This is a genomic window from Ruegeria sp. K5 (assembly GCF_056531805.1).
Genome location: NZ_JBQFML010000003.1, coordinates 291,843 through 314,981 on the forward strand (window position 1 = coordinate 291,843; position 23,139 = coordinate 314,981).

Annotated in this window: 22 protein-coding genes; 9 read left to right on the forward strand and 13 right to left on the reverse strand. The window is 60.1% G+C overall.

Going from position 1 to position 23,139, the window contains the following annotated elements:
- Positions 1–67: 67 nt before the first annotated feature.
- Entirely contained in the window at positions 68–1,042 is a 975-nt protein-coding gene (locus ACR0MO_RS12515; RefSeq protein ID WP_480891544.1) for a pyridoxamine 5'-phosphate oxidase family protein, read from the reverse strand.
- A 73-nt stretch (positions 1,043–1,115) separates the two neighbouring features.
- Entirely contained in the window at positions 1,116–1,739 is a 624-nt protein-coding gene (locus tag ACR0MO_RS12520; RefSeq protein ID WP_170453967.1) for a glutathione S-transferase, read from the reverse strand.
- A 106-nt stretch (positions 1,740–1,845) separates the two neighbouring features.
- On the opposite strand from ACR0MO_RS12520, the gene ACR0MO_RS12525 reads away from it, so the two are divergent.
- From ACR0MO_RS12525 to ACR0MO_RS12540, 4 genes are all read left to right on the forward strand, one after another.
- Complete coding sequence (locus ACR0MO_RS12525; RefSeq protein ID WP_170524658.1) at positions 1,846–2,733, forward strand: LysR family transcriptional regulator; 888 nt, start codon at positions 1,846–1,848, stop codon at positions 2,731–2,733.
- A 139-nt stretch (positions 2,734–2,872) separates the two neighbouring features.
- On the forward strand, positions 2,873–3,541 hold the full coding sequence (locus ACR0MO_RS12530) for a cupin domain-containing protein (protein WP_170453971.1): 669 nt from the start codon (positions 2,873–2,875) through the stop codon (positions 3,539–3,541).
- A 15-nt stretch (positions 3,542–3,556) separates the two neighbouring features.
- Positions 3,557–4,636: a flavin monoamine oxidase family protein gene (locus tag ACR0MO_RS12535; protein WP_480891546.1), complete on the forward strand. Its 1,080-nt coding sequence runs from the start codon at positions 3,557–3,559 to the stop codon at positions 4,634–4,636.
- A gap of 6 nt (positions 4,637–4,642) precedes the next feature.
- Positions 4,643–5,245: a TetR/AcrR family transcriptional regulator gene (locus ACR0MO_RS12540; protein WP_170453973.1), complete on the forward strand. Its 603-nt coding sequence runs from the start codon at positions 4,643–4,645 to the stop codon at positions 5,243–5,245.
- Here the strand turns inward: ACR0MO_RS12540 and ureG are convergent.
- The 10 genes from ureG to ACR0MO_RS12590 form a co-directional block, all read right to left on the reverse strand.
- A complete protein-coding gene (gene ureG, locus ACR0MO_RS12545) occupies positions 5,223–5,852 on the reverse strand; it encodes an urease accessory protein UreG (RefSeq protein ID WP_170453975.1) in 630 nt (209 codons plus the stop codon). The two genes, ACR0MO_RS12540 and ureG, sit on opposite strands and share 23 nt — an antisense overlap.
- Positions 5,849–6,502 (reverse strand): urease accessory protein UreF, encoded by a 654-nt coding sequence (locus ACR0MO_RS12550; RefSeq protein ID WP_170453977.1) that lies wholly within the window; start codon positions 6,500–6,502, stop codon positions 5,849–5,851. The genes ureG and ACR0MO_RS12550 overlap by 4 nt, the downstream gene beginning before the upstream one ends.
- Positions 6,486–6,938, reverse strand: coding sequence for an urease accessory protein UreE (gene ureE, locus ACR0MO_RS12555; protein WP_170453979.1), 453 nt, complete (start codon positions 6,936–6,938; stop codon positions 6,486–6,488). Before ureE ends, ACR0MO_RS12550 begins: the two co-directional genes overlap by 17 nt.
- A 17-nt stretch (positions 6,939–6,955) precedes the next feature.
- Positions 6,956–8,716, reverse strand: coding sequence for an urease subunit alpha (ureC, locus tag ACR0MO_RS12560; RefSeq protein WP_170453981.1), 1,761 nt, complete (start codon positions 8,714–8,716; stop codon positions 6,956–6,958).
- Complete coding sequence (locus tag ACR0MO_RS12565) at positions 8,694–9,023, reverse strand: urease subunit beta (protein ID WP_480891550.1); 330 nt, start codon at positions 9,021–9,023, stop codon at positions 8,694–8,696. Before ACR0MO_RS12565 ends, ureC begins: the two co-directional genes overlap by 23 nt.
- Entirely contained in the window at positions 9,020–9,193 is a 174-nt protein-coding gene (locus ACR0MO_RS12570) for a hypothetical protein (RefSeq protein ID WP_480626617.1), read from the reverse strand. Before ACR0MO_RS12570 ends, ACR0MO_RS12565 begins: the two co-directional genes overlap by 4 nt.
- Before the next feature lie 18 nt (positions 9,194–9,211).
- Complete coding sequence (locus tag ACR0MO_RS12575) at positions 9,212–9,514, reverse strand: urease subunit gamma (RefSeq protein WP_170453987.1); 303 nt, start codon at positions 9,512–9,514, stop codon at positions 9,212–9,214.
- Between the two features lies 1 nt (position 9,515).
- Positions 9,516–10,283, reverse strand: a complete 768-nt coding sequence (locus tag ACR0MO_RS12580) for an urease accessory protein UreD (protein ID WP_480891554.1) — start codon at positions 10,281–10,283, stop codon at positions 9,516–9,518.
- 476 nt (positions 10,284–10,759) lie between these two features.
- Entirely contained in the window at positions 10,760–11,827 is a 1,068-nt protein-coding gene (locus tag ACR0MO_RS12585; RefSeq protein ID WP_170453989.1) for a ParB/RepB/Spo0J family partition protein, read from the reverse strand.
- Entirely contained in the window at positions 11,820–13,205 is a 1,386-nt protein-coding gene (locus tag ACR0MO_RS12590) for an AAA family ATPase (protein WP_480891557.1), read from the reverse strand. Before ACR0MO_RS12590 ends, ACR0MO_RS12585 begins: the two co-directional genes overlap by 8 nt.
- A 580-nt stretch (positions 13,206–13,785) precedes the next feature.
- On the opposite strand from ACR0MO_RS12590, the gene ACR0MO_RS12595 reads away from it, so the two are divergent.
- The 5 genes from ACR0MO_RS12595 to ACR0MO_RS12615 all read left to right on the forward strand — a co-directional run bounded on the left by ACR0MO_RS12595 (position 13,786) and on the right by ACR0MO_RS12615 (position 22,000).
- On the forward strand, positions 13,786–15,045 hold the full coding sequence (locus ACR0MO_RS12595; protein WP_480626614.1) for a replication initiation protein: 1,260 nt from the start codon (positions 13,786–13,788) through the stop codon (positions 15,043–15,045).
- 255 nt (positions 15,046–15,300) lie between these two features.
- Positions 15,301–16,992: a thiamine pyrophosphate-binding protein gene (locus ACR0MO_RS12600; RefSeq protein WP_480891560.1), complete on the forward strand. Its 1,692-nt coding sequence runs from the start codon at positions 15,301–15,303 to the stop codon at positions 16,990–16,992.
- A 77-nt stretch (positions 16,993–17,069) separates the two neighbouring features.
- The gene (locus ACR0MO_RS12605) at positions 17,070–19,247 is read left to right on the forward strand and encodes a Tex family protein (protein ID WP_170524612.1); all 2,178 of its coding nucleotides are present in this window, start codon (positions 17,070–17,072) and stop codon (positions 19,245–19,247) included.
- 156 nt (positions 19,248–19,403) lie between these two features.
- Entirely contained in the window at positions 19,404–20,801 is a 1,398-nt protein-coding gene (locus tag ACR0MO_RS12610) for a bifunctional enoyl-CoA hydratase/phosphate acetyltransferase (RefSeq protein WP_170524610.1), read from the forward strand.
- Complete coding sequence (locus tag ACR0MO_RS12615) at positions 20,798–22,000, forward strand: acetate/propionate family kinase (protein WP_480891564.1); 1,203 nt, start codon at positions 20,798–20,800, stop codon at positions 21,998–22,000. Before ACR0MO_RS12610 ends, ACR0MO_RS12615 begins: the two co-directional genes overlap by 4 nt.
- Here ACR0MO_RS12615 and ACR0MO_RS12620 read toward each other — a convergent pair.
- Positions 21,984–22,970, reverse strand: coding sequence for a helix-turn-helix domain-containing protein (locus tag ACR0MO_RS12620; RefSeq protein WP_480781274.1), 987 nt, complete (start codon positions 22,968–22,970; stop codon positions 21,984–21,986). The two genes, ACR0MO_RS12615 and ACR0MO_RS12620, sit on opposite strands and share 17 nt — an antisense overlap.
- Between the last annotated feature and the right edge of the window lie 169 nt (positions 22,971–23,139).

Here is a 23,139-nt window from a genome sequence, read left to right on the forward strand (position 1 = left end):
TTCCCGGCCACACTAGCACATTTGCGACATAACTGCGGTCAAATGCCGTCGGGCGGGCCGGGTCCCGCTATTGCTGCGTCACCGTTTTCCAGTCGCCTGTATTCAGGCTGTTGGGCGAGAACTCGGTCAACGCGCCCCGGAAGGGTAAGGCGTCACAAAGCCGAAGGCCTTGAACCATATCAAACCGCCATCCCCGTTCGGCCCCTTGGAACCCGGCGATGTCGGGGTGATGTGGGTCCAGCACCTCGACCGTTCCGGTCAGCATCAGCAGATCACCGTTCTGGTAGTCCGGGAACAACAGGCCCGCGCGCGGTGTGACAAGGAAATTCCCCAACGTATTGAAGAAGTTGTTTCCAAGGAAATCGGGCACAACAAGGCTGTTGCCTTGAACTTTCACAAACCCCGACCGCCCGCCGCGATGCGAGACGTCAACGCTGCGCTCACCTTCGGCGTCAGCATAACTGGCCACGTAGAACGAGTTGGCCGAGGCGATGAACTCGCGCGCCGCCTTGTCCAGAGTTTCAAACCGCTCACTATTGATCTGTGCCCCCTCGGGTGCGGGGTCGCGGATAAACTCAACATCATGGGTCTGGATGTATTTTGGACAATTCCCGAAGGATTGCAGCACGTCCAGCGAAAAGCCGATTTCCGACACCTCTTGCACCGTCGCATTCATCCGGTTGCGCCGACGGGTCGACAACTCGACCCCGACCACTCCAATCGGTGCTGCGGTTTCAAGGGCCGCTTTCAGCGGATCATCCGGATGCGGTTGGGCCTGAACGTCCAGCAAAGTTTCGGTTGGCGTGGACAGAAACCCAGGCCGCCCGGACAGGACCGAGGCCCAGGGCCAGCCCTGCGGATCAACGCTGCCCAGCACGACAAAGGGCAGTTTGCCGAAGAACTCACGATGCTGATCCGGCATGTAGGGGCGTATGACGGTGCGGCCGATTTTCTCCATCCGCTCGCGCTTGCCAATACGTGTCTGCATCTCGCGTTCGCCGCGGTGAAACGGGGATTTGGCGGTTTGTCCGGTGGCATTCATCGGGGGCCTCGCATGGGTTTGAGGGCCCGGCCGTGGCATCGCACGGCCGGTTTTGTCATGGGTCCGAACCGCGTCAGGCGGCGTTCAGACCGGCTGCGGTCTTGGGCATCGGGACAAAGCCGTCCAGCGCCTCAATATTCGCCAAAAGACGGCGGACATTCGGGTATGGATCCAACGAGACGTCACCCTCGGGCGCATGGGCGGTATAGCTGTAGATCGCCACGTCGGCGATGGTCGGGCGGTCGCCCACCAGCCAGTCGCGCCCTTGCAGATGCGCGTCCAGCTTGCCCAGAACCCTGGCCGCCGTCGCGTGGGTGAACGCCTTGTCCAGCGGTGCGTTGAACACGTTGATCAACCGGGCCGCTGCGGGGCCAAAGGCGATCTCACCAGCGGCGAGGGTCAGGAACTTCTGCACCTCGGCCTCAAGCACGGGGTCATTGGGCAGGTAGTCAGGCGCATATTTGCGCGCCAGATACACGAGGATGGCGTTGCTGTCGCAGATGATCACCTCACCATCTTCCAGAACCGGCACCTGCCCTGCCGGGTTCATGGCCAGAAAGTCATCCTGTTTATGCGCCCCGCCCGGCAGGTCCACATCAATCACCCGATGCGGCAGGCCGGCGAGATTTGCGAACAAAACGGCCCGGTGCGCGTGGCCCGAAAGCGGAAAGCTGTGAATGCGGAGGGTCTGGGACATGGGGGATTCCTTATTTTGGCGATTGTCACTGAACCCCAAGCTAACTTGCCCGCATCTAAACTATAATATACTCAACTGGTGAATAACTATGAACGTTTTGTAGACAATGGACACGATCATCGGAATGCGCACCTTTGTGGCCGTGGCCAGCCACAACTCGTTCACCGACGGTGCGCGGCAGGTTGGGATCAGCACCAAACTGGCCAGCAAATATGTCGGCCAGCTGGAACAGCGCCTGAACGCGCAACTGTTCCACCGCACCACCCGCAGCGTGACCCTGACCGACACCGGCAAAGCCTATTTCGAACGGTGCCTGCCTTTGTTGGAACAGTTTGAGGAGCTGGAGGGGCTGGTGCAGCAACGCCAGACCGAGCTGGCAGGCCGCATCCGTATCACGGCCCCGACCGGCTATGGGTCGGCGGAACTGGTCCATCTTCTGAAACCGTTTCAGGACGCACATCCGAATGTCGTGATCGAGCTGCACCTGTCCGATCACCACGTCTCATTGGTGGATGAAGGCTTTGACCTGGCCATCCGTTTCGGTGGGCTGAAGGATTCAACCCTGGTCGCGCGCAAACTGACAGATATGCGGATCGTCTGCTGCGCCGCGCCCGATTATCTGGCCCGGTTCGGCGCGCCGGATGTACCCGAGGATCTGTCAGAGCATAATTGCCTGCTGCAAACGACCGGCAATGTGATCGACAGCTGGGCGTTCAAAGGGCCGGACGGGGACATCATGGTGCCGGTATCCGGAAATTTCCGCGCCAATTCCCCGCGCGCAGTGGCCAATATGGCGGCGGACGGGCTGGGTATCGGTCGCGTCCCACTTTATACTGCCCGGCCCTTTCTGGCGGACGGGCGGTTGCAGCTTATCCTTGAGGCGCAGGAGACCGCAGTCTTGGGCCTCTATGCCACCTACCCGCCCAACCGGCACCTGACGGCCCGCATTCGGGCTTTGATCGATCATCTGGCGGCAGCCCTCGCGCACGGGTGATCTGAGATCAATCCCACAGGTTTTTGAAGTCGGAAGTGAGTATTTGGAACTGATACTTGAAATTTCCCTACCTAGTAGTAGATAGTTTATCTCAAACATATCCCACAGCCGTGGTCCGTCCAAAAAAGGGAAAACCGTTATGGAACTGAACTCAGATTTCTCTGCCCGCGTTGTCGTTCATTCTGATCGATTGGACTGGCAGCCTTCGCCGATGAAAGGCGTTGATCGCCGTATGCTGGACCGGATAGGCGGAGAAGTGGCACGTGCCACGACAATCGTGCGCTACGCCCCCGGCAGTTCGTTCTCGGCCCATACCCATACGGGCGGAGAGGAATTCATCGTGCTGGACGGCGTGTTTCAGGATGAACATGGCGACTTCCCGGCAGGGACCTATGTGCGCAACCCGCCGACCTCATCCCACACGCCCGGCTCTGCCCCCGGCTGCACGATCTTCGTCAAACTCTGGCAATTCGATATGGATGACCGCACGCAGTTTCGCAAAACCATGGCGGATGAGCTTGGAACGCCCGTCAACGGTGTGGCAACCGCAACCCTGCATGAGGACGCGCGCGAAGTTGTCACATATAGTCGTCTTGATCCGGGCGCTGAATTGATCTCGGACGCCAGCGGCGGGCACGAGATCCTGGTGATCGATGGACAAATCACAGCGGGTGGGGACCAATTGGCCAAAAACGCCTGGTTGCGTTTGCCCGAAGGTGAAACCCTGTCGGCGGTTGCTGGGCCAGACGGCGCGAAGGTCTGGATGAAAACCGGGCATTTGCCCTTTGCCCAACCTCCTGCAGTGTGATCGGGGGCCGAGACCGTGAGGCGCAACCTTACGCTGGACACCCAGACACTGATCATCGGCGCAGGTTTGTCAGGTCTCAGCCTTGCCGCGCAACTGGCGCGGCAAGGGCAGGATTTTGTACTGGTCGAGGGGCGCGACCGTCTGGGGGGCCGTATCCTGACCCACCACAACGGCAGCGCGGGGTTTGATCTTGGCCCCGCGTGGTTCTGGCCGGGGCAGCCCCGGATCGCAGCGCTGATCGCGCGGTTGGGGTTGGCCGCGTTCGAACAGTATTCTGCGGGCGAGTTGACCTATGAGGACGAGCAGGGCCGCGTCCTGCGCGGGCACGGGTTTTCGTCGATGCAGGGGTCTTTGCGGGTGGACCGAGGGTTTGGCGCCCTGATCGATGGCTTGGCGAAGCAGGTTGATCCCGACCGCATATATCTCGCGACCCCAATCCAGGCATTGCAGCGCACCGATGATGGTGTGATCGCCACCAGCCGGAACGGTCTGACCTTCCGCGCGAGGCATGTTGTTCTGGCCCTGCCCCCTCGGGTCGCGATGCGCATGTCTTTCACGCCAGCCCTGCCAGAAGCCGCCACAAATGCAATGGCAGCCGCCCCCACGTGGATGGCCGGTCAAGCCAAGGCCCTTGCGATCTATGACACGCCGTTTTGGCGCAAGGCCGGGCTGTCGGGTGATGCCATGAGCCGCTGGGGCCCGATGGTCGAGGTCCACGATGCCTCGCCCGCTGAAACCGGCCCTTATGCGGTGTTCGGCTTCATTGGAACGCCGCCGCAGGCGCGCACAGATCAACAGCGCCTGCGCCAGATGATAACGGAACAACTGACCCGCTTGTTCGGGGCTGAGGCCGCGCAGCCGTTGGATGTGCAAATCAAAGACTGGTCCGCCGACCCGTTTACCGCCGTGGAAGAGGATCAACACCCGCTGTTCAGCCACCCCTCCTATGGCCTGCCCCGCACGCTGGACCGAATTTGGGACAACCGTCTGATCTTTGCCGGAACCGAAGTGGCCCCGCAGTTTGGCGGCTATCTGGAAGGCGCATTGGAAGCGGCGGACCATGTTGCCGCGCGGCTTTTGCAGGAAAAGGTTTGAGACACTATGAGACCAGACACCAAAACCGCCCTTCTGGATGTCGCCGAACACGCCGCCCGCGCGCGCGGTTTCGATGGGTTCAGCTATGCCGATCTGGCCGTTGCGGTCGGTATCCGCAAGGCGTCGATCCACTATCACTTTCCGACCAAAGCCGCCCTCTCGGTGGCCTTGATGGACCGCTATCACGCAACCTTGCAAGGCGAATGCGACCGGATCGACGAAACCTGCCCCACCGCCGCGCAACGTCTGCTGTCCGTTATCGCGTTGTATCGGGATGCGTTGAACGATGGCAAAACGCTCTGCCTGTGTGTCGCGCTGATCAGCAGTCGTGAAAGCCTGTCAGACGAAGTCATCCAGAAAATCAACGACTTCCGCGCCATGATGGTGGCCCGTCTGACGGGCATTTTCGAGCTTGCGCAGACGGACAACAGTATTCGCAATCTGGGCCGCCCCCCGGCCGAGGCCCGCGCGACCCTTGCCTTGCTGGAAGGCGCGCATTTGACAGCCCGCGCGGAAAGCAACGTCGCGCCCTTTGATCTGGCGGTAGAGTTATTGCAGGCCCGCTGTCAGCACGACGGCCAGACCATCACGCCGCGTCCGGTGCCCTGAGCCCGCCGATCGAGGTCAGAAGTTCTACGATCGCACCAATTCCTTCCCTTTGCCGCAATGACGAGAACACAAACGGGCGGCCATTGCGCATTCTGGTCGCGTCGCGTTCCATTACCTCAAGCGACGCGCCCACATGCGGGGCCAGATCGGTTTTGTTGATGATCAGAACGTCCGATTTCGTGATCGCTGGCCCACCTTTGCGCGGGATCTCCTCACCCGCCGCCACGTCGATCACGTAAAGTGTCACATCCGCCAGTTCAGGGCTGAAGGTCGCCGACAGGTTGTCGCCACCGCTTTCGATCAGCACAAGTTCAACATCCGGGTGGCGTGTTTGCATCTCGGCCACTGCTGCCAGATTGATCGAAGCATCCTCGCGGATCGCAGTGTGGGGGCAACCGCCTGTTTCCACGCCGATAATCCGGTCCTGCGGCAGGATTTGCATCCGCATCAGGGCCTCGGCGTCCTCCTGCGTATATATGTCATTGGTGATCACACCAACCGAATGCGTATCGCGCAACGCCTCGGACAAGGCGGCTGTCAGCGTTGTCTTTCCAGCCCCAACCGGGCCGCCAATCCCAACCCGCAAAGGGCCATTCATCTGGGTCATGTTCGGAACATCCTTGAATATTGGGTTTCATGTTTCATTGACGCGATATCGGACAGAAACGCGGTCGAGCTAAGCGCCTCGAGCCCTTGATCCTGCGCTTCGGTCGCCAGTCTGGAGCATAGCGGTGTCAGGTCTCGGATCAGCCGTTGCGCCTCGGTCTGGCCAAGGGGAACCAACCGCGTGGCACATGCCACAAGGTTCGACATGAAGGATTGCACGAACATCTGTGTCGTCAGGAGCAGAGGCAAACCATGCAGACGCGCGGCACGTCCGACCGCAACCGGATAGGTCAGGCCGGCCAGATCCACCTCCCAAACCTGTGCTGTGACACCACAGAACGCCTCACCCAAAAGCTGCGTTTCCATCAACCGCTCGGACGAGGCGCAGAAGGCGCGTGCGGTTGCGTCGATCTCGGTCAGTTCCTTCTTCGAGTTGGCATTATAAGCCGCCACAAGAAACAAAGCGTCATTCCGGACCGAGCCATGGTTCAGCACATCCGAAATCCATGCGCCCGCGCTGTTGGCATCCGTCACGGCCCCGCTATCGATGGCCCATTCCAGCCCGTGCGAATAGGCGAACCCGCCCACCGGATAGGCGGGTGACAGCCACTGGTTCAGCGTCAGGATATCGGCGTCAGTGGGCGTGGCCATGGGTCCTGCCGTGCCCGTAAGCCCCGCCTTCCGGGGTGAAGGGTTCCACAACCTCGCGCGTGGTGGCACCCAGTTTGTCCAGCATGTCCCGGATCACATGATCGCGCTGGATCAGCAAACGGCCCGGTTCGATCTGGCAGGGCGTGTGGCGGTTGCCGATATGCCAGGCCAGGCGCAGCAGGTTGTCTCCGCTGACTTCCAGCAGATCTTCGGGCGCGGCCACCACTTCGATCTCGCGCCCATCTTCCAGAACAAGAACGCCGCCGTGATCCAGCGACAGCGTCTGCGCCAGATCGACCAGAAACGCCTCACCATCATCGGTGGCCAGCATCTTGCGGCGCAGGAACCGGCCGTCATAGTCCAGCGAAACCTGCGCATGGGCAGGGGCATGGGTGTGATCGTGATAGATGCGGGCGGTTTTAATATCGGGTGTCATCGGGGCCTCTTCCAATCTCAGAACATGAAATAGCGTTGCGCCATCGGTAAAACCTCGGCCGGTTGGCAGGTCAGCAATTCGCCATCTGCGCGGACCTCATAGGTTTCGGGATCGACCTCGATATGCGGGGTTGCATCGTTCAGCAACAGGTCCCGCTTGCCGATGTTTCGCGTGTTTCGCACGGCAACCGTTTGCTTGGCCAAACCAAGCGCGTCACCAATCCCGTCGGCCTGTGCCGCTGCCGAGACAAAGGTGATCGCCGAATGCTCGACCGAGCGGCCATAGGCCCCGAACATCGGACGGCTATAGACCGGCTGCGGCGTCGGGATCGAGGCGTTCGGGTCCCCCATCTGTGCACAGGCGATGGTCCCACCCAGCAAAACCATCTCGGGCTTCACCCCGAAAAACGCAGGGTTCCACAGCACCAGATCGGCGCGTTTGCCTTCTTCGATACTGCCAATTTCATGGCTCAGGCCGTGCGCGATGGCCGGATTGATGGTGTATTTCGCAATGTAGCGACGAACGCGCAGGTTATCGTTGTCGCCGGTTTCCTCTGGCAGGCGTCCGCGCTGCTTCTTCATCTTGTCGGCGGTTTGCCAGGTGCGGATCAGCACCTCCCCCACCCGGCCCATGGCCTGACTGTCGGACGCAATGATGCTGAACGCGCCCATGTCGTGCAGGATATCCTCGGCGGCAATGGTCTCGCGCCGGATGCGGCTTTCGGCAAAGGCCACGTCCTCGGGGATGGATTTGTCGAGGTGGTGGCAGACCATCAACATATCCAAATGCTCTTCCACCGTATTCACTGTGAAGGGCCGCGTCGGGTTGGTGGATGAGGGCAGAACGTGATTCTCGCCGCAGATCTTGATGATGTCCGGCGCATGGCCGCCACCCGCGCCTTCGGTGTGGAAGGCATGGATCGTCCGGCCTTTCATCGCAGCCACCGTGTTTTCCACGAAACCGGATTCGTTTAGCGTATCGGTGTGGATCATCACCTGCACGTCCATCGCATCCGCCACAGACAGACAACAGTCGATGGCGGCGGGCGTTGTCCCCCAATCTTCGTGCAGTTTCAACGCGCAGGCCCCGCCCTTGACCTGTTCCTCAAGCGCGGCGGGCAGCGAGGCGTTGCCCTTACCCGCAAAGGCCAGGTTCATCGGAAAGGCGTCTGCCGCCTGCAACATCTGCCCGATATGCCAGGGGCCGGGCGTGCATGTGGTGGCCAAAGTGCCATGAGCCGGGCCGGTGCCGCCGCCCAACATGGTCGTTAGACCGGAATGCAGCGCGTCTTCAATCTGTTGCGGGCAAATAAAGTGGATATGGCTGTCGAATCCACCGGCGGTCAGAATGCGCCCCTCGCCCGCAATAACCTCGGTCCCCGGTCCGATGACAATGTCGACACCGGGCTGCGTGTCCGGGTTCCCGGCCTTACCGATCTTCGCAATACGCCCATCTTTCAGGCCCACATCCGCCTTGTATATGCCCGAGTGATCGACGATCAGCGCGTTGGTGATGACCGTATCCACGGCCCCCTCGGCCCGCGTGACCTGAGACTGCCCCATCCCGTCGCGGATCACCTTGCCGCCACCAAACTTGACCTCTTCGCCATAGACCGCGTTGCGATGCCCGGTTTCGGTGAACCGGGCCGCTGTGGCGCGATCCACGATCAGGTCCTGTTCAACCTCGATAATCAGATCGGTATCGGCCAGACGCACCCTGTCGCCCACCGTTGGCCCGAACATGGCGGCATAATCACTACGGCTGATCTTGCCCGGCATCTCTCAAAGCCCCCATGATATGCATGTTGAAACCGTAAATGTGCCGACGCCCCTCGTACGGAACCAGCATGACCTCGCGCGTTTGCCCCGGCTCGAACCGCACGGCTGTCCCGGCCGGAACATCAAGCCGCATCCCCAATGCGGCATAGCGATCAAAATCAAGTGCCGAGTTCGCCTCGGCAAAGTGATAATGGCTGCCAACCTGAACCGGGCGATCACCCGTATTTGCAACCGCAATCAAACGACTGCTGCGCCCGGCATTGAGCGTCAGCGACCCCTTCGCCGGAATGACCTCACCCGGGATCATTTGGGCAGTTTGGATATCAGAGTGATGGCGACCAGCGCGATCAGGGCCAGCCCAACACCCAGCCCAACACCCAGCGCGACGTAATCGCTGCCATGAGCGTGAATATGGGTGTCCGAGTGGGCCAGCGCCGGGCCGGACAGGACAAGGGCGGGAAACAGCATACGGTTCATTTGGACCTCCTGTATGGGTTAGCGAATAGGGTTGTGGACGGTCACAAGCTTGGTTCCGTCCGGAAACGTGGCCTCGACCTGTACGTCGAGGATCATCTCGGGCACGCCCTCCATGCATTGATCGCGTGTGATGACTTCGGCCCCGGCCTGCATCATGTCAGCGACCGAGCGCCCATCCCGCGCGCCTTCGACCACCGCATCGGTGATCAGGGCGATCGCCTCGGGGTGGTTCAGCTTGACGCCCCGCGCCAAACGCTTGCGGGCGACCTCGGCGGCCATGGCGATCAGCAGTTTGTCTTTTTCACGCGGGGTCAGGTTCATGTCACAGCATCCAGCATCGTGGGAGAGTTTCGGAATTCAATCGTCGCAGGACCGGCAGCAAAATGCGGCGCAACGCGAACCCGCTGGGCGCCAGTATCCGAACCACCATCAGGCCTTCGCGGATAAGGCTGGCACCTCCGGTGTCCGGCAGTATTTCCCGCACTGCTTGCAGAAGTCCGCCTGCCGAGGTCGAGGCCAGAATGACCAACGCCATAGCCCCTGCCCCGCCCCCAATGTCGGGCCTGCCAAGATGCGCATTCAGATCACCTTCAAACCGGATTGCGTCCAGAAACAGTGGCTGATTGCCGAGGCGGAGTTCGATGTGGTCCCACAAGCGTATATCGCCGAGGGTTTCGCCCATGGCCTGCCGCCCGAAGATCAGCGGCTCGACCACCAGCGCCTGCGCGCCGGGATCGAGATCGACGATCAGACGCCGATTCAGAGCGCTGTTGTCATAGAGGATCGTCTCTTGCGGCAGCCAGTTCAGGCGCGCCCCCCCGCCCACCTTGATCGTGTTTCTGACGGTACCAACTTGTCCAGGCTGCGCCTTGTAAACCCGCTCACACGCTTGGGTTGTCAAAGTCACTGTCGTGTCAGGGGCTATCTGCCCGGTAAAGCGGAACTGATCGCCTCCGGTGATCCCACCGGCCGTGTTGAGCAAAACGGCCTCCAGACCCAGGTCCTGCGCGCGCGGGAACATGCACTTGTACGAGCCCGACTGCTGGAACCCGTCGATGACTGTTTTGCGGCCCAGTGCCTTGCTGGACAAAAAGACCCTGCCCACGGCGCGGGGCGGATTGGCCAAATTGGGGGACGATATCGGGATGGTCTGGGTGATGGGAACGGCTCATGCTTCAAGGCTGCGGGAAATTTGTCGCCGCCTGTTGCAGTGAACTCTATGAACTGCGCCCTGGACCTGCCGATTCTCCTGTCGATCTGCTTAAATCCTGTGCGAATTGACGCCATTCGCCCAGTTTTTGCTCAAACTTGTATCGACGACCTTATTGAATGGTCGCGTTCAATATTAGCGCATCACACCCCGCACCTTCCAGTTTTTTTGCTTCGCGACAGTCTCGGAGTTGGACCTTCGCCTGCTTTAGAGGTGCATTCTCAAACAATGAGGCGATGCACATAATGCTCTTTTTCTGACATTAATGCGCACAACTTGAAACCCTCAATGAAAGGCCCAAACCAGGTTGGAACTAGTCTCCTAGATTGCCCCTCAGTTTCGTTGCGAAACCGAGGTCAGAGCATGTGCTCTGCAATCTGCTCAACGATCCGCGCCGCATCATCTGCAGACAAGTTGCGCCCGCGAATGCGAAGGCGCAGTTCGCCTGCCGAGACCTCTGCCTGAATTTCCCCACCACCCGGAAGACTGACCGGTGCCAAACGCTCAACCTGTTGCGGTCGTCCGCCACGCGTTTTGTCTCTGGACGGTTCGGGCGCGTCCCTGAGCGCATTTTCCAGCAAGGACCATTCCGCCTTGGCATCCAGAACATCTGCACCTGCCAGGGCCTGCCGCAGTTTGGCTTGTGCCCCGTCCCTCAATGCGGCCGCGAGCTTCAGACCGGCCTTCTCGGTCAAGGCGATGGGATGCTGCAGCAAATCCCCCAGCGCCTCGTGAACACTGGCAAAGCTGCGCACCTTGGAACGTTTGGCCTTGGACGCGGCTGCAAACAAAACGTCCACTGCGGATTCGGTGGAGTCGAAAACCCCCTGCCCTGCGGCCAGAACAGCGATCCGACCGCGCTCATACGGGCTCAGGTTGGCGCGCAGTTCGTTCTCTTCGACCATCGAAACATAGGCACCCTGCCCTGTCTCGGCGTTGCGCACAAAAGCCGGGATCGCCGCAAATCTCGAATCGGTTTTGGCCAGACGCCGGAAGGCATCCAGGCGTCTAAACCCGGAAATAAGGCCATACCCCTCACCGTCCGGTGTAACCTCGATCGGTGTGCGAAGGCCGTGGACGCGCAAGGACTCCAGCAACTCGGCCATTGCCTCTTCATCCTCGACCATGCGGTCCCGTCGGATGTAGTCGGCATCAATATCGTCCAGGGCCAGCTTTTGCGCCACCAGACCAGCGTCTTTTGCGTCGCGCCAGGCGGCGGCATCTGTTTGGTCCTGCGCCAGTGCGACCCTGTCCGTCACCGCAGCCATCCCGTTCAAAGACGCAGCCTCGGCCGCAACCTGTGCAATCGGCGGTGCCGGGGATTTTGTATCAAACGGGCTGATCGAAGGTTTCGCGACGAAACCAGCCTCGAGCTGTTCCAGTTCCGCCGTGTCCGGGGCGGTCAGTCTTCTGCGTTTAGCCATCTGCCTCTCCTCCCATCTGAGCATCGCGCCACCAGCACCCGATCAGAACCTCTTTGAATTCCGCATAGGTCCGGTCAAAGGTCTCGCGGCCTCGCACATAGGTGTCGCGGTTGAAATCGCGGTAATCCGCTTCGTATATCCCGTTCACTTGCTCCCCCGCCTGCCCGACCAAAGCGGTATAATCCTGACGGTAGGCATTCATGAAATCCCCGAAATAAGCCTGTATGACATTTGCCATGTCGGTCTGCTGACTGGCGTCAAAGCGCGTGATGATTGCCCGGACTACATCCCATTCGAACTTAAGTTCCGGTAAACCTGCCGCCCGTTGCGCGGCATTCTCGCCATCTTCGATGCTGGCAAAAGTCGTATACAGCATGTCGAAGAACCGGCCCGTCGAATCAAACTCCAGGAATGACGCCCCAAGGGGCACCAACAGAATATCCGCCGCAGCCAACGCGTTGATCGTTAGGTACCCAAGTGCAGGAGGGGTATCGAGGAATACGATGTCGTAATCATTCAGAACGCCTTCGTCCTGCAGGAAGTTCGTCAACCCATCCCAAAGAGGCCAGCTGCGCAGGCCCATGCGCCAGACGGGAATCTGGAACTCGGCCCAATACAGGTTCAGCTGCGCGCCGATCAGATCGATATTGGGCCAGTGCGTCTGTTGAATGACATCGCGGGGCAGGGTGGTCAGGGCCTCTTGTAGCGTTTCGTCCAAGGGGATTTCGGGTTGACCCGCCGCGCTGCGAACCCTGTTTTCCTCTTGCACGGCGCGCGCATAGTCTTTGGCGATCAATGGAAACACCGTTTGCCATTCATCCGCGACGCGACCTCCAAGGATCGAGGTCATGGACCCCTGGCTGTCCAGATCGATCACGAGGACCTTGTATCCGTCCAGCGCGGCGGACATCGCCAAATGAGCGGCGGTCGAGGTCTTTCCGACACCACCCTTGAAATTGGCGACGGCGACGACCTTTGCCGGAAGGCCCTCCGGACGATACGGCAGATATTCCTTTGTGCTGACGCCTTCAGCCGCGAAATGCTGGCGCAGGGTCAGAACCTCTTCCAAAGTGAACCATTTGGATCCGGCCTCGCCCTCACCCTGGGGCAGGTCGGGATTGGCCTTCAGAACCCGCCTCAGATGGGCGGGGGCGACTGGAATAAGATATTTGGTGATTTCCCAAATGGAAAACCGCCGCAGCCGTTTTTCTCCATCAGGGGCATAGCCACGGCGGGCAAGGTCTTCTCGTCCCTTGGCGCAGAATGTGGCCGCTTTCGCGAATCGAGATGTCCCGATAGGATCAGGCAACTTGGTTGCCGCGTTCTCTGGATCAAGATTCAAATAGGGCGGCACGGGAGGTTGGTTGGATTTGTTCACTGTCGATGCCTCGGATAATGTTCGCCTTACCAGCGTATATTCCAAAATGTAGCGAACATTTTGTCTGGCGGCTATCCTTCATTGCGGTTTTTTCCACAGAAATACATCAAATGACCGAGTTTCGTCGCGAAACCAGTTCTTAAAACAGAAAAAGGCGCAACAAAGAGTTTATTCTATTTAGAAGTTTTAAATTCTTTGGGCCAAAAACTACTAATAATAACAATGAGATGAATGTACTACCGGACCTCAATACGGTACGAAAGGAACCCGTTTTCAGGACAATAGGTTCCTGTTTGCAGGACGAAAAGCGCCAGAATCCGGGAAGAGGGGGCCCGATTCGCGGTATTCAAAAAAACAGGCGAAATCAGAGCCTAATCCTGCCCCTCGGAACAGGTTGACGAGTCGTTTTGAGCGGCATCCAGTCTTCACCGAGTCCCTGCCCTGGGGATAACTCTCGGTGCAGAGTCATTAGGTACCTGTCTACGGGATTCCCTTCATCCTGTATTTGGGCACCCAAAGAAGATTGATCATTGGGTACCTTTCATGGCACAAATATCAAAACGAGCAGTCAGGCAGAATCATGCCGGATACATTATTGGACATGGATACCCTCTCTGGTGCGCTGCGCCGGGAGACGGTGAAAAAGAATGTCGCCGCGATTCATATCAGCGGCAAGCTGACGCTGTTGCAGCGCAAGCTATCCAATGTGTTGTTGCTGAATGCCTATGATGCGCTGACCTCGGCCCCCACCCATACGATTGACGCCAGAACCCTGGCCATGATGGTCGGTTACAATTCCAACGACTTCGATACACTGCGCGCCAGCCTGCGCGCTTTGGCGGAAACCGTAGCCGAGTGGGATATGCTGGATGAACAGGGCCGTCAGGAATGGGGCGTCTCGTCCTTGCTGAGTTTTGCCAAGCTGAAGAACGGGGTGTGCGAATATGCCTATTCCCCGGCGTTGGCGCAGAAGCTTTATGACCCCAAGATCTATGCCCTCATCAATGTGCAGATTCAGCGGAATTTCAGTTCAGGCCATGGCCTGGCATTGTATGAGAATTGCTATCGTTTTGTCAGAACGGGCTCGACAGGGTGGTGGGCGCTGGACGTGTTCCGAAAGTTGATGGGCGTGGATGGCAGCGACTATTACAGCAGCTTCAAGCATCTGAACGCCAAGATCATCAAACCGGCGGTGGCCGAGGTGAACAAAAGCTCGGACATTCTGATTGATCCGGAATTCAAGAAGAAGGGTCGCACCGTCACGGACATCCGATTCCGTATCAAGGGCAATCCACAGAAAGCGATGTTCGAGATTGATGACAGCGACGGCGTTCGCAACCTGCCGATCTACAAGACGCTGCGCGATCAGGGGGTATCCGACAGGTTGGCGCGGCAGTGGATTGCTGAACATGGGGAAGACTATGTGCGGCAAAAGCTGGACTATGTAAGCGGGCAGGGGGGTGTAAAATCAACGCTGGGCTACCTATCGGCTGCGCTGCGCGATGATTACCAGCCACCCGATCCGGACCCGAAACCAGAGCCAAGCCCACAGGCTCTGGCCGCGGCGGAACAGCGTCAGGAAGAACGGGCTGAGGAAGATCGGGCCTATGCCGCGCGGGTGGCCGAGCGATCCGAAAGGGCGCGAAAGCTCTCGATTGTCGAAGAACTGGTTTCGCGGCGAAACCCCACGCAGAGAGATGCCGACAAGCGTTTGTTCTTGGCCGGGCTGGACAATGACCTGGATCGGGAACATTTCCGCGCACATGGGTGGCGATCCGGTCTGAACGCGGCGGCAATCTTTGCCTTTTGGCAGGACCTGGAGCCAGAGGCCTTTGAGTAAATGGCCCGCATCCGGTTTGACTGCGCAACAAGCCGGTCCAATGTGGTGAGCATAAAGCCGAAATAATGACTATTAAAAACCAAACAGCTCTAAGTCCTTTTGATCCTTAGGATGAAACCCTCGCGCGCAATGCGACCCCAAATATCAAAACCGCAAAATCAGGAATTTCCCCGTTTGCGTATGCCGCGTCCTTAGGTCAAGTTGCCCGTCAGAGACTGCGCAATGCCGCAGACAGGTTCGAGGGACAGATCCGAGATGACGCAAAGAAATGGCGGTGTGGTACTGGTGGAATGCCTGCAGGCGCTTGGGGCGCGGCACAGTTTTGGCGTTCCCGGTGAAAGCTATCTGGCAGTTCTGGATGCGCTGCATGACACAAGCAGCACAAGGCGGGATACAAACGGCGCGCTGGATTTCACCTTATGCCGGAATGAAGGTGGTGCTGCGTTCATGGCTTCGGCTTACGGCAAGCTGACCGGTCAGCCCGGTATCTGCTTTGTGACCCGAGGACCGGGCGCGACCAATGCTTCAATTGGCGTGCACACGGCGATGCAGGACAGCGCCCCGATGATCCTGTTCGTAGGGCAGGTCGGGACGGACATGAAAGGGCGCGAGGCGTTTCAGGAGATCGACTATCGCGCCTATTTCGGCACTGTCGCCAAATGGGTAACCGAGATTGAGGCGGTGGACCGCATCCCCGAGATCATCGCCCGCGCCTGGACCACCGCAATATCAGGCCGCCCCGGCCCAGTGGTTGTCGCCTTGCCCGAGGATATGCTGACCGAAGTAACAGACGTCCCCGCGTTGACGGGCCCTGCGCCGGTTCACGAACCCGGCCCAACGCCCGACGCGATTGCGGCGGTTGTGTCCAAACTCTCGACCGCAAAACGCCCGCTGATCCTGATTGGTGGTGGTGGCTGGCGGGCCGAGGGCAGCACGGCTTTGCAGCGATTTGCCGAAGCCGCCGATATTCCGGTGATCGCCGCCTTCCGGTTTCAGGACATCCTGGACAACCACTCGCCCAGCTATGTGGGTGACGCCGGGACCGGCATGACACCGGCGACCCGAGCACAGATCCAGGGCGCGGATGTGATTCTGGCCATTGGCGTGCGGTTCGGAGAGATGACAACTGATGGCTACACCTTGCTGAACGTGCCCAAACCGGATCAGACGCTGATCCATGTGCACGCCTCGGACCGCGAGATTGGAAAGGTCTACATTGCTGACCTAGGTGTCCAATCCGGCCCGAATGCCTTTGCTCAGGCCATGTCGCAACAGGTTGTGCAAGGCAGCTGGGCGGACTGGCGGGCCAGAGCCCGCGCGGATTATAAGGCATTTTTCGATCTGCCCGACCTGCCCAGCCCCGTGGATATGGGTAAGGTCTCGGCCTATCTGCGCGACCGTCTGCCCGAGGATGCGATCCTGACCAATGGTGCCGGCAACTTTACCGTTTGGCCGAACAAGTTCTTCAAGTACGGCCCGAACCAGCGGCTGCTGGCTCCGCAATCCGGGGCGATGGGCTATGGGCTTCCGGCTGCCGTTGCCGCCAAGGTCGCGCATCCGGACCGGACTGTTGTCTGTTTTGCCGGGGATGGTGATTTTCAGATGAACTGTCAGGAGCTTGGAACCGCCATGCAGGCCGGGGCCCAGCCCATCGTATTGATCCTGAACAATGGCACATACGGCACCATTCGGATGCATCAGGAAAAAGCCTATCCCGCTCGCGTCTCGGGCACGACGCTGGAGAACCCGGATTTCGCAGCACTTGCAAGGTCTTACGGTTACCATGCTGAGCGGGTTGAGCGGACCGAGGAGTTCAAGGCCGCGTTCGAACGGGCGCTGGCGTCGGACAGCGGGGCGGTTTTGGATCTGAACATCTCAGCCGAAGCGCTGACTCCGCGCCAGACCCTCAGCCAGATGCGCGAGGCAGCACAGAAGGCGGGCTCCTGATAAAAGTTTCGGGGCCTCTTTCCCTTGTAGGACGGGCTGTCTAAGAAGTGCGTCCAACTTGATTTCAGGAGGCCCCATTGGACCGTATCGCCCGCACCATCGCCACCGAGATTCAAGCCCGCCCCGAACAGGTGAATGCAGCGGTCAAACTGTTGGATGACGGGGCGACGGTGCCGTTTGTGGCGCGGTATCGGAAAGAGGCAACGGGCGGGCTGGATGACGGTCAGCTGCGCACCTTGTCCGACCGCCTGACCTATTTGCGCGAGCTTGAGGCGCGGCGTGACACGATTCTGAAATCGATCAAGGATCAGGGCAAGCTGAGCGACGATCTGGCCAAATCCATCGCACAGGCCGACACCAAGGCGCAGCTTGAAGACATCTATCTGCCCTATAAGCCCAAACGCCGCACCAAGGCGATGATCGCCCGCGAAAACGGGTTGGAGCCTCTGGCCGATGCCATCCTTGCGGATCGGTTCGCTGATCCCGAGGCGCTGGCAAATGGGTATATTACTGACGCCGTGCCTACGCCGCGCGACGCGCTAAACGGGGCGCGGGATATTCTGACCGAACGGCTGACCGAAAACGCCGCCCTTTTGGGCGAGTTACGCGGCTTCATGCAGCGCGAGGCGTATCTGAGTGCCAAGGTCATCGAGGGCAAGGAAAAGGAAGGCGCCAAGTTCAGCGACTATTTCGACCATTCCGAGTTGTGGGCAGACGTCCCCTCGCACCGGGCGCTGGCGATGCTGCGCGCCTCGAAAGAGGGGATCGTGACGCTGGATATCGCGCCGGAACCGGAATTTGGGGCAGGGCGGGCCGAGACGATTGTGGCCGCCCATTTGCAGACGCGCGGCGACGGGCCGGGCGACAAGTGGCTGCGCAAGGTGGCGGGCTGGACCTGGCGGGTCAAGCTGTCGCTCAGCATGATGGTCGAACTGATGGCCGACCTGCGCAGTCGGGCGCAGGACGAGGCCATTCAGGTCTTTTCCCGCAACCTCAAGGATGTGCTGTTTGCAGCGCCAGCCGGTGCGCGGCCTACATTGGGTCTGGACCCCGGCATTCGAACCGGGGTTAAGGCGGCTGTGGTAGATGCAACGGGTAAGGTTGTGGCAACGGACACGCTCTATCCGTTTCAGCCCAAGAACGATTTGCGCGGGGCGCAAGCGGCGATCGTGAACCTGATCTCGGCCCATCAGATCGAACTGATTGCCATCGGCAATGGCACCGCCAGCCGCGAAACCGAACGGATGGTGGCCGACACGATCAGCCTGTTGCCCAAGAGCGTGAAAGCGCCCACCAAGGTTGTGGTGTCCGAGGCCGGGGCCTCGGTCTATTCCGCCTCGGAACTGGCGGCGCGGGAGTTTCCCGATCTGGACGTGTCTTTGCGCGGGGCGGTGTCGATTGCCCGCCGGTTGCAGGACCCGCTGGCCGAACTGGTGAAGATCGAACCGAAATCCATCGGCGTGGGGCAATACCAGCACGACGTGGATCAGCACCGCCTGTCCCAGTCGCTGGCAACCGTGATCGAGGATGTGGTGAACGCGGTGGGGGTTGATCTGAACACCGCCTCGGCCCCGCTGCTGTCGCATGTGTCGGGTCTGGGTCCGGCGCAGGCCGAGGCCATCGTCAGCCACCGGGACATCAATGGACCATTTCGGTCGCGCAAGGATCTGCTGGACGTCGCCCGCCTTGGCCCCCGCGCCTTTGAACAATGCGCCGGGTTCCTAAGGATCCGGGATGGGGCAGAGCCGCTGGACGCCTCCTCGGTCCACCCCGAGGCCTATGACGTCGCGCGCCGGGTGGTCGCCGCCTGTGGCCGGGACATCCGGCAGATCATGGGGCATGAGGGTGCCCTGAAACGTTTGCGGGCGGAACAATTCGTGGATGACAGGTTCGGCCTGCCCACCGTGCGCGATATTTTTGCCGAATTGGAAAAACCCGGCCGCGACCCGCGACCCAGTTTCGTGACGGCCTCGTTCACGGACGGGGTGGAAGAGATCACCGATCTGAAACCCGGCATGATGCTGGAGGGCACCGTCACCAACGTCGCGGCCTTCGGGGCGTTTGTCGATATCGGCGTGCATCAGGACGGGCTGGTGCATGTCAGCCAACTGGCAGACCGTTTCGTCAAGGACCCGCATGAGGTGGTCAAGACCGGTCAGGTCGTCAAAGTGCGCGTGGTCGAAGTGGATGTGCCGCGCAAACGCATCGGCCTGACCATGCGCAAGAAGGGCGGCGACACGCGGCGCAGGGCGTGAACAAAGGGCAGACACGTCGCAAATTCGTTAAGCAGCCAATGATACGCTGACGGCGACCGGGCTGCATCCGGCTGGACTTGGTTGACACAATGCAAGACGCTCGGGTCGGATTGTTTGGAAATGGGCGGCCCCCGGGGTCGTAGGTAACTGAAAAACATGCAATATCACAACAAACCATACGATCAGCTTAGCGTCGGGGACAGCGCCGAAATCACGCGCAGCTGTTCGGTTGACGACTTCTATGTCTTCGCCAACAACTCGGGCAATCACAACCCGCTGCATCTGGCGCATGAAGACGGTGACGGCGACAATGAGCCCGAGGCGCTTGCCCCCGCGATCTTTGTCGGCGCGCTGGTCTCGGCGGTGCTGGGCAACGTTCTGCCGGGCGCAGGCACCCTGTATAAATCCCAGAGTTTCGAGTTTGTCGCGCAAGCCTATGCGGGTGACGAATTGACTTCGAAAGTCACCGTTCTGGAAAAGCGCGACCACCGCGAGGTTATGTTTGACACCAGCGTCACGCGGGCATCGGATGGGGCCGTGATCCTGCGCGGGCAGGCCGTCGTGATTGCGCCGGAAAAACAGATGACCTTTGCCGAGGTTGATCTGCCCGGCCTGGTGGTCAAACGTCATCGCCATTTTGACGCCCTTCTGGAACGGGTGCGCCCATTGGACCCGATGCCAACCGCAATTGTCGCCCCGGAAGAGGCGAACTCATTGGGTGGGGCCCTGCTGGCGGCGCGTGAGACCATTATTCAACCGATCCTGATCGGTGACCCGGACAAAATCTACGCCGCCGCGCATGAGATCGGTCAATCGCTGGACGCGTTCGAGATTCTGCCGGTGATGGATCACCTTGGCGCGGCACACACCGCCGTTGATCTGGTTGCCGAAGGGCGGGCGCAGGCCGTGATGAAAGGGCATTTGCACACGGATGAGCTGCTTAAGGCAGCGTTGCGCCGGGATCAGGGGCTGCGGACCGGTCGGCGCTTTACCCATGTCTTTGTCATGGATGTACCCGGCCAGCCGCGGCCTTTGCTTGTGACCGACGCGGCGATCAATATCGAACCGGATCTTGAGACCAAGATCGACATCACCCAGAACGCCATAGATCTGGCGCTGTCGCTGGGCATCGAACAGCCCCGCGCCGGGGTGTTGTCGGCTATTGAGACGGTGAACCCGGCGATCCGGTCTTCGGTCGATGCGGCGCTTTTGTCAAAGATGGCCGAGCGTGGCCAGATCAAAGGCGGCTTGGTCGATGGGCCGCTGGCGATGGACAATGCGGTCAGCCTTGCCGCTGCGCGCACCAAGGGCATCGTGTCCGAGGTTGCGGGCCGCACCGATATTCTGGTCGTGCCCAATCTGGATGCGGGCAACATGATGGCCAAGCAACTGACCTATATCGCCAATGCCGAAGGGGCAGGGGTGGTCATGGGGGCCAAAGTACCGATCATCCTGACCAGCCGTGCGGATGACGACAAGGCGCGGCTTGCGTCTTGCGCAGTGGCGGCGCTGCATCAGGCGCGTATCTCGGCGGAAGGGAAGGGGCGGGCATGACCCATGTTGTGACGCTGAACGCCGGGTCATCCTCGCTGAAGTTCGGGTTCTACGAACTTGCCCCCGGCGACCCGGTCGAGAAATGCACCGGCACCGTCGAGCGCATCGGCGAGGCGAGCGTCTCGGTCACGGCAAAATCGGCCAGCGGCAGGGCGCTGGCCAATGGCAGCCCGGGCGAGACGCCGGACCATGCAGCAGCGCTGGATTGGGTTCTGGGCTTTCTCAGCCGAACCTATCCGTCCGCGCAGGTGTCGGCGGTCGGGCACCGTGTCGTCCATGGAGGCCCGGATATCGACACGCCCTTGCCATTGACCGCAGACTCGATCGCGGCGCTGGACAAACTCTCGCCCTTCGCGCCGCTGCACCAGCCGCATAACCTGGCCGGGGTGCAGGCGGCGATGGAACGGTTTCCCGACGCGGCGCAGATCGCTTGTTTCGACACCGCCTTTCACCGCAACCACCCGTGGGAGAATGACGTCTTCGCCCTGCCGCGCGAGTATTATGACAAAGGTGTACGTCGCTACGGGTTTCACGGCCTCAGCTATGACTACATTTCGGGCCATATGGCGGATACCGCACCGTTGCTGCATGAAGGCCGGGTCGTTGTTGCGCATCTGGGCAACGGGGCATCGATGTGCGCGATGATCGGCGGGCGCTCTGTCGGATCGACCATGGGGTTCTCGGCCTTGGACGGGTTGCCGATGGGCACCCGCTGCGGTCAGCTTGATCCCGGTGTCGTGCTGTACCTGATGGAGCAAGAGGGGCTGAGCGCCACAGAAATCTCGGATCTGCTGTTCCGAAAATCCGGCCTGCTGGGCCTGTCGGGTCTGTCCAATGATATGCGTACGCTGGAAAAGGCCGACACCCATGAAAGCCGACAGGCGATCAGCTATTTCACCTTCCGTCTGCGGCGCGAACTTGGTGCGATGGCGGCGGTTCTGGGCGGTATCGATGCGCTGGTCTTCACCGGTGGCATCGGTGAAAACTCACGCCTTGTGCGCGACCGGGTCTGTACCGGGATGGGCTGGCTGGGGATCGAGCTTGATCCCGACGCAAATGCAGACAACAACCGGATCATCTCGACCAACCTGTCCCGCGTGGTGACAATGGTGATCCCCACGAATGAGGAACTGGTCATCGCCCGCGCCGCCGCCGATCTGCTGGCAGGTTCGGATGTCCCAGCTAGAGGCAGCCACTAAAGCGCTGGCTGCGGATCGCGTCCGGGGTCAGGCGATAGCGGTCGCGAAACGACCGGGTCAGCGTTGTGACCGACGAAAACCCGGTCGCCGCCGAAATCTCGCGCTGTGACAGATCGGTGTGGCGCAGCAATTCATGCGCCCTTTCCAACCGCAAGGCCTTGTAGGTCGACAACAGTTTGGTTCCGGTTTTTTCCAGAAACCGCCGCTGCAACTGTCGGGTCGAGGTTCCCAGAATGCGCGAAATATCGGGGATTTTCAGCGGGTCCTCGATATGCGCCAGCATGGCATCAACGGCGTGCAAAACCATCGGATCCGCGCCGGATCTTTGGATCAACCGTGTGGCCAAAGTGCTTTTGTGCTGCGCTTCCGGCTCGGTCAGGCCGATATACGCGCGCAGCGTGTCCGCGATATAGGCCCCGTGATCCAGCGAGGCCAGATCAGCCAGCAACCGCAACGCACCAAGCCGGGTCGAGGCGCTGTGCGTGCGCCCCTCAGCCGTCAGGTGCCTGTCGCCACTACAGATGCACAGCCCGCTTTCCTGCGCGGCGGCGGCGAAGTTCGGGTGCACCGCAACGGATTTCTTGTGCGTACGCCCGATTTCGGCCAGCAACAACACGGCGCTTCCAACAAGGATGGTGCGTTGGGCCAGGCTGATCACCTGCGCGGTCCATGCTCTTTCCATGGGGGACAAGGTCCAGTGATTTTCCAGATCCCCCCAGAAGATAGCGGTCCGCCCGTGCCAGAAGATCGGGTTCCCCGGTTTTTCCTGTGCAATCTGGCGGATGTTCACCTGATAGGAATAGTCTTCGGAAAACGCGTTAAGGGCCTGGAAGAATTCCGCAATCATTCCGGTTGATGCGGCTGCAATATCGGTTGCCACAAACACGTCAACGTCGCGCTGCTTTTGGGGCTGCGGCGACACTGATCCTGCCAGTTCCAGGCACGCATCGTTAGGGACGTAATGTTTCATTGCGATGCCTTTCTACAAGTGGAACGTACTATTACTAAATGCTTGGGGCGGTTCGTGGACCCCCCGCCTTTTTGTGGCGGGGGGTTTTGTTGTTATTCAGCTGCGTCTTTGTATGCGTCCATTGGGGGGCATGTGCAGACGAGGTTTCGGTCTCCGTATGCGTTGTCGA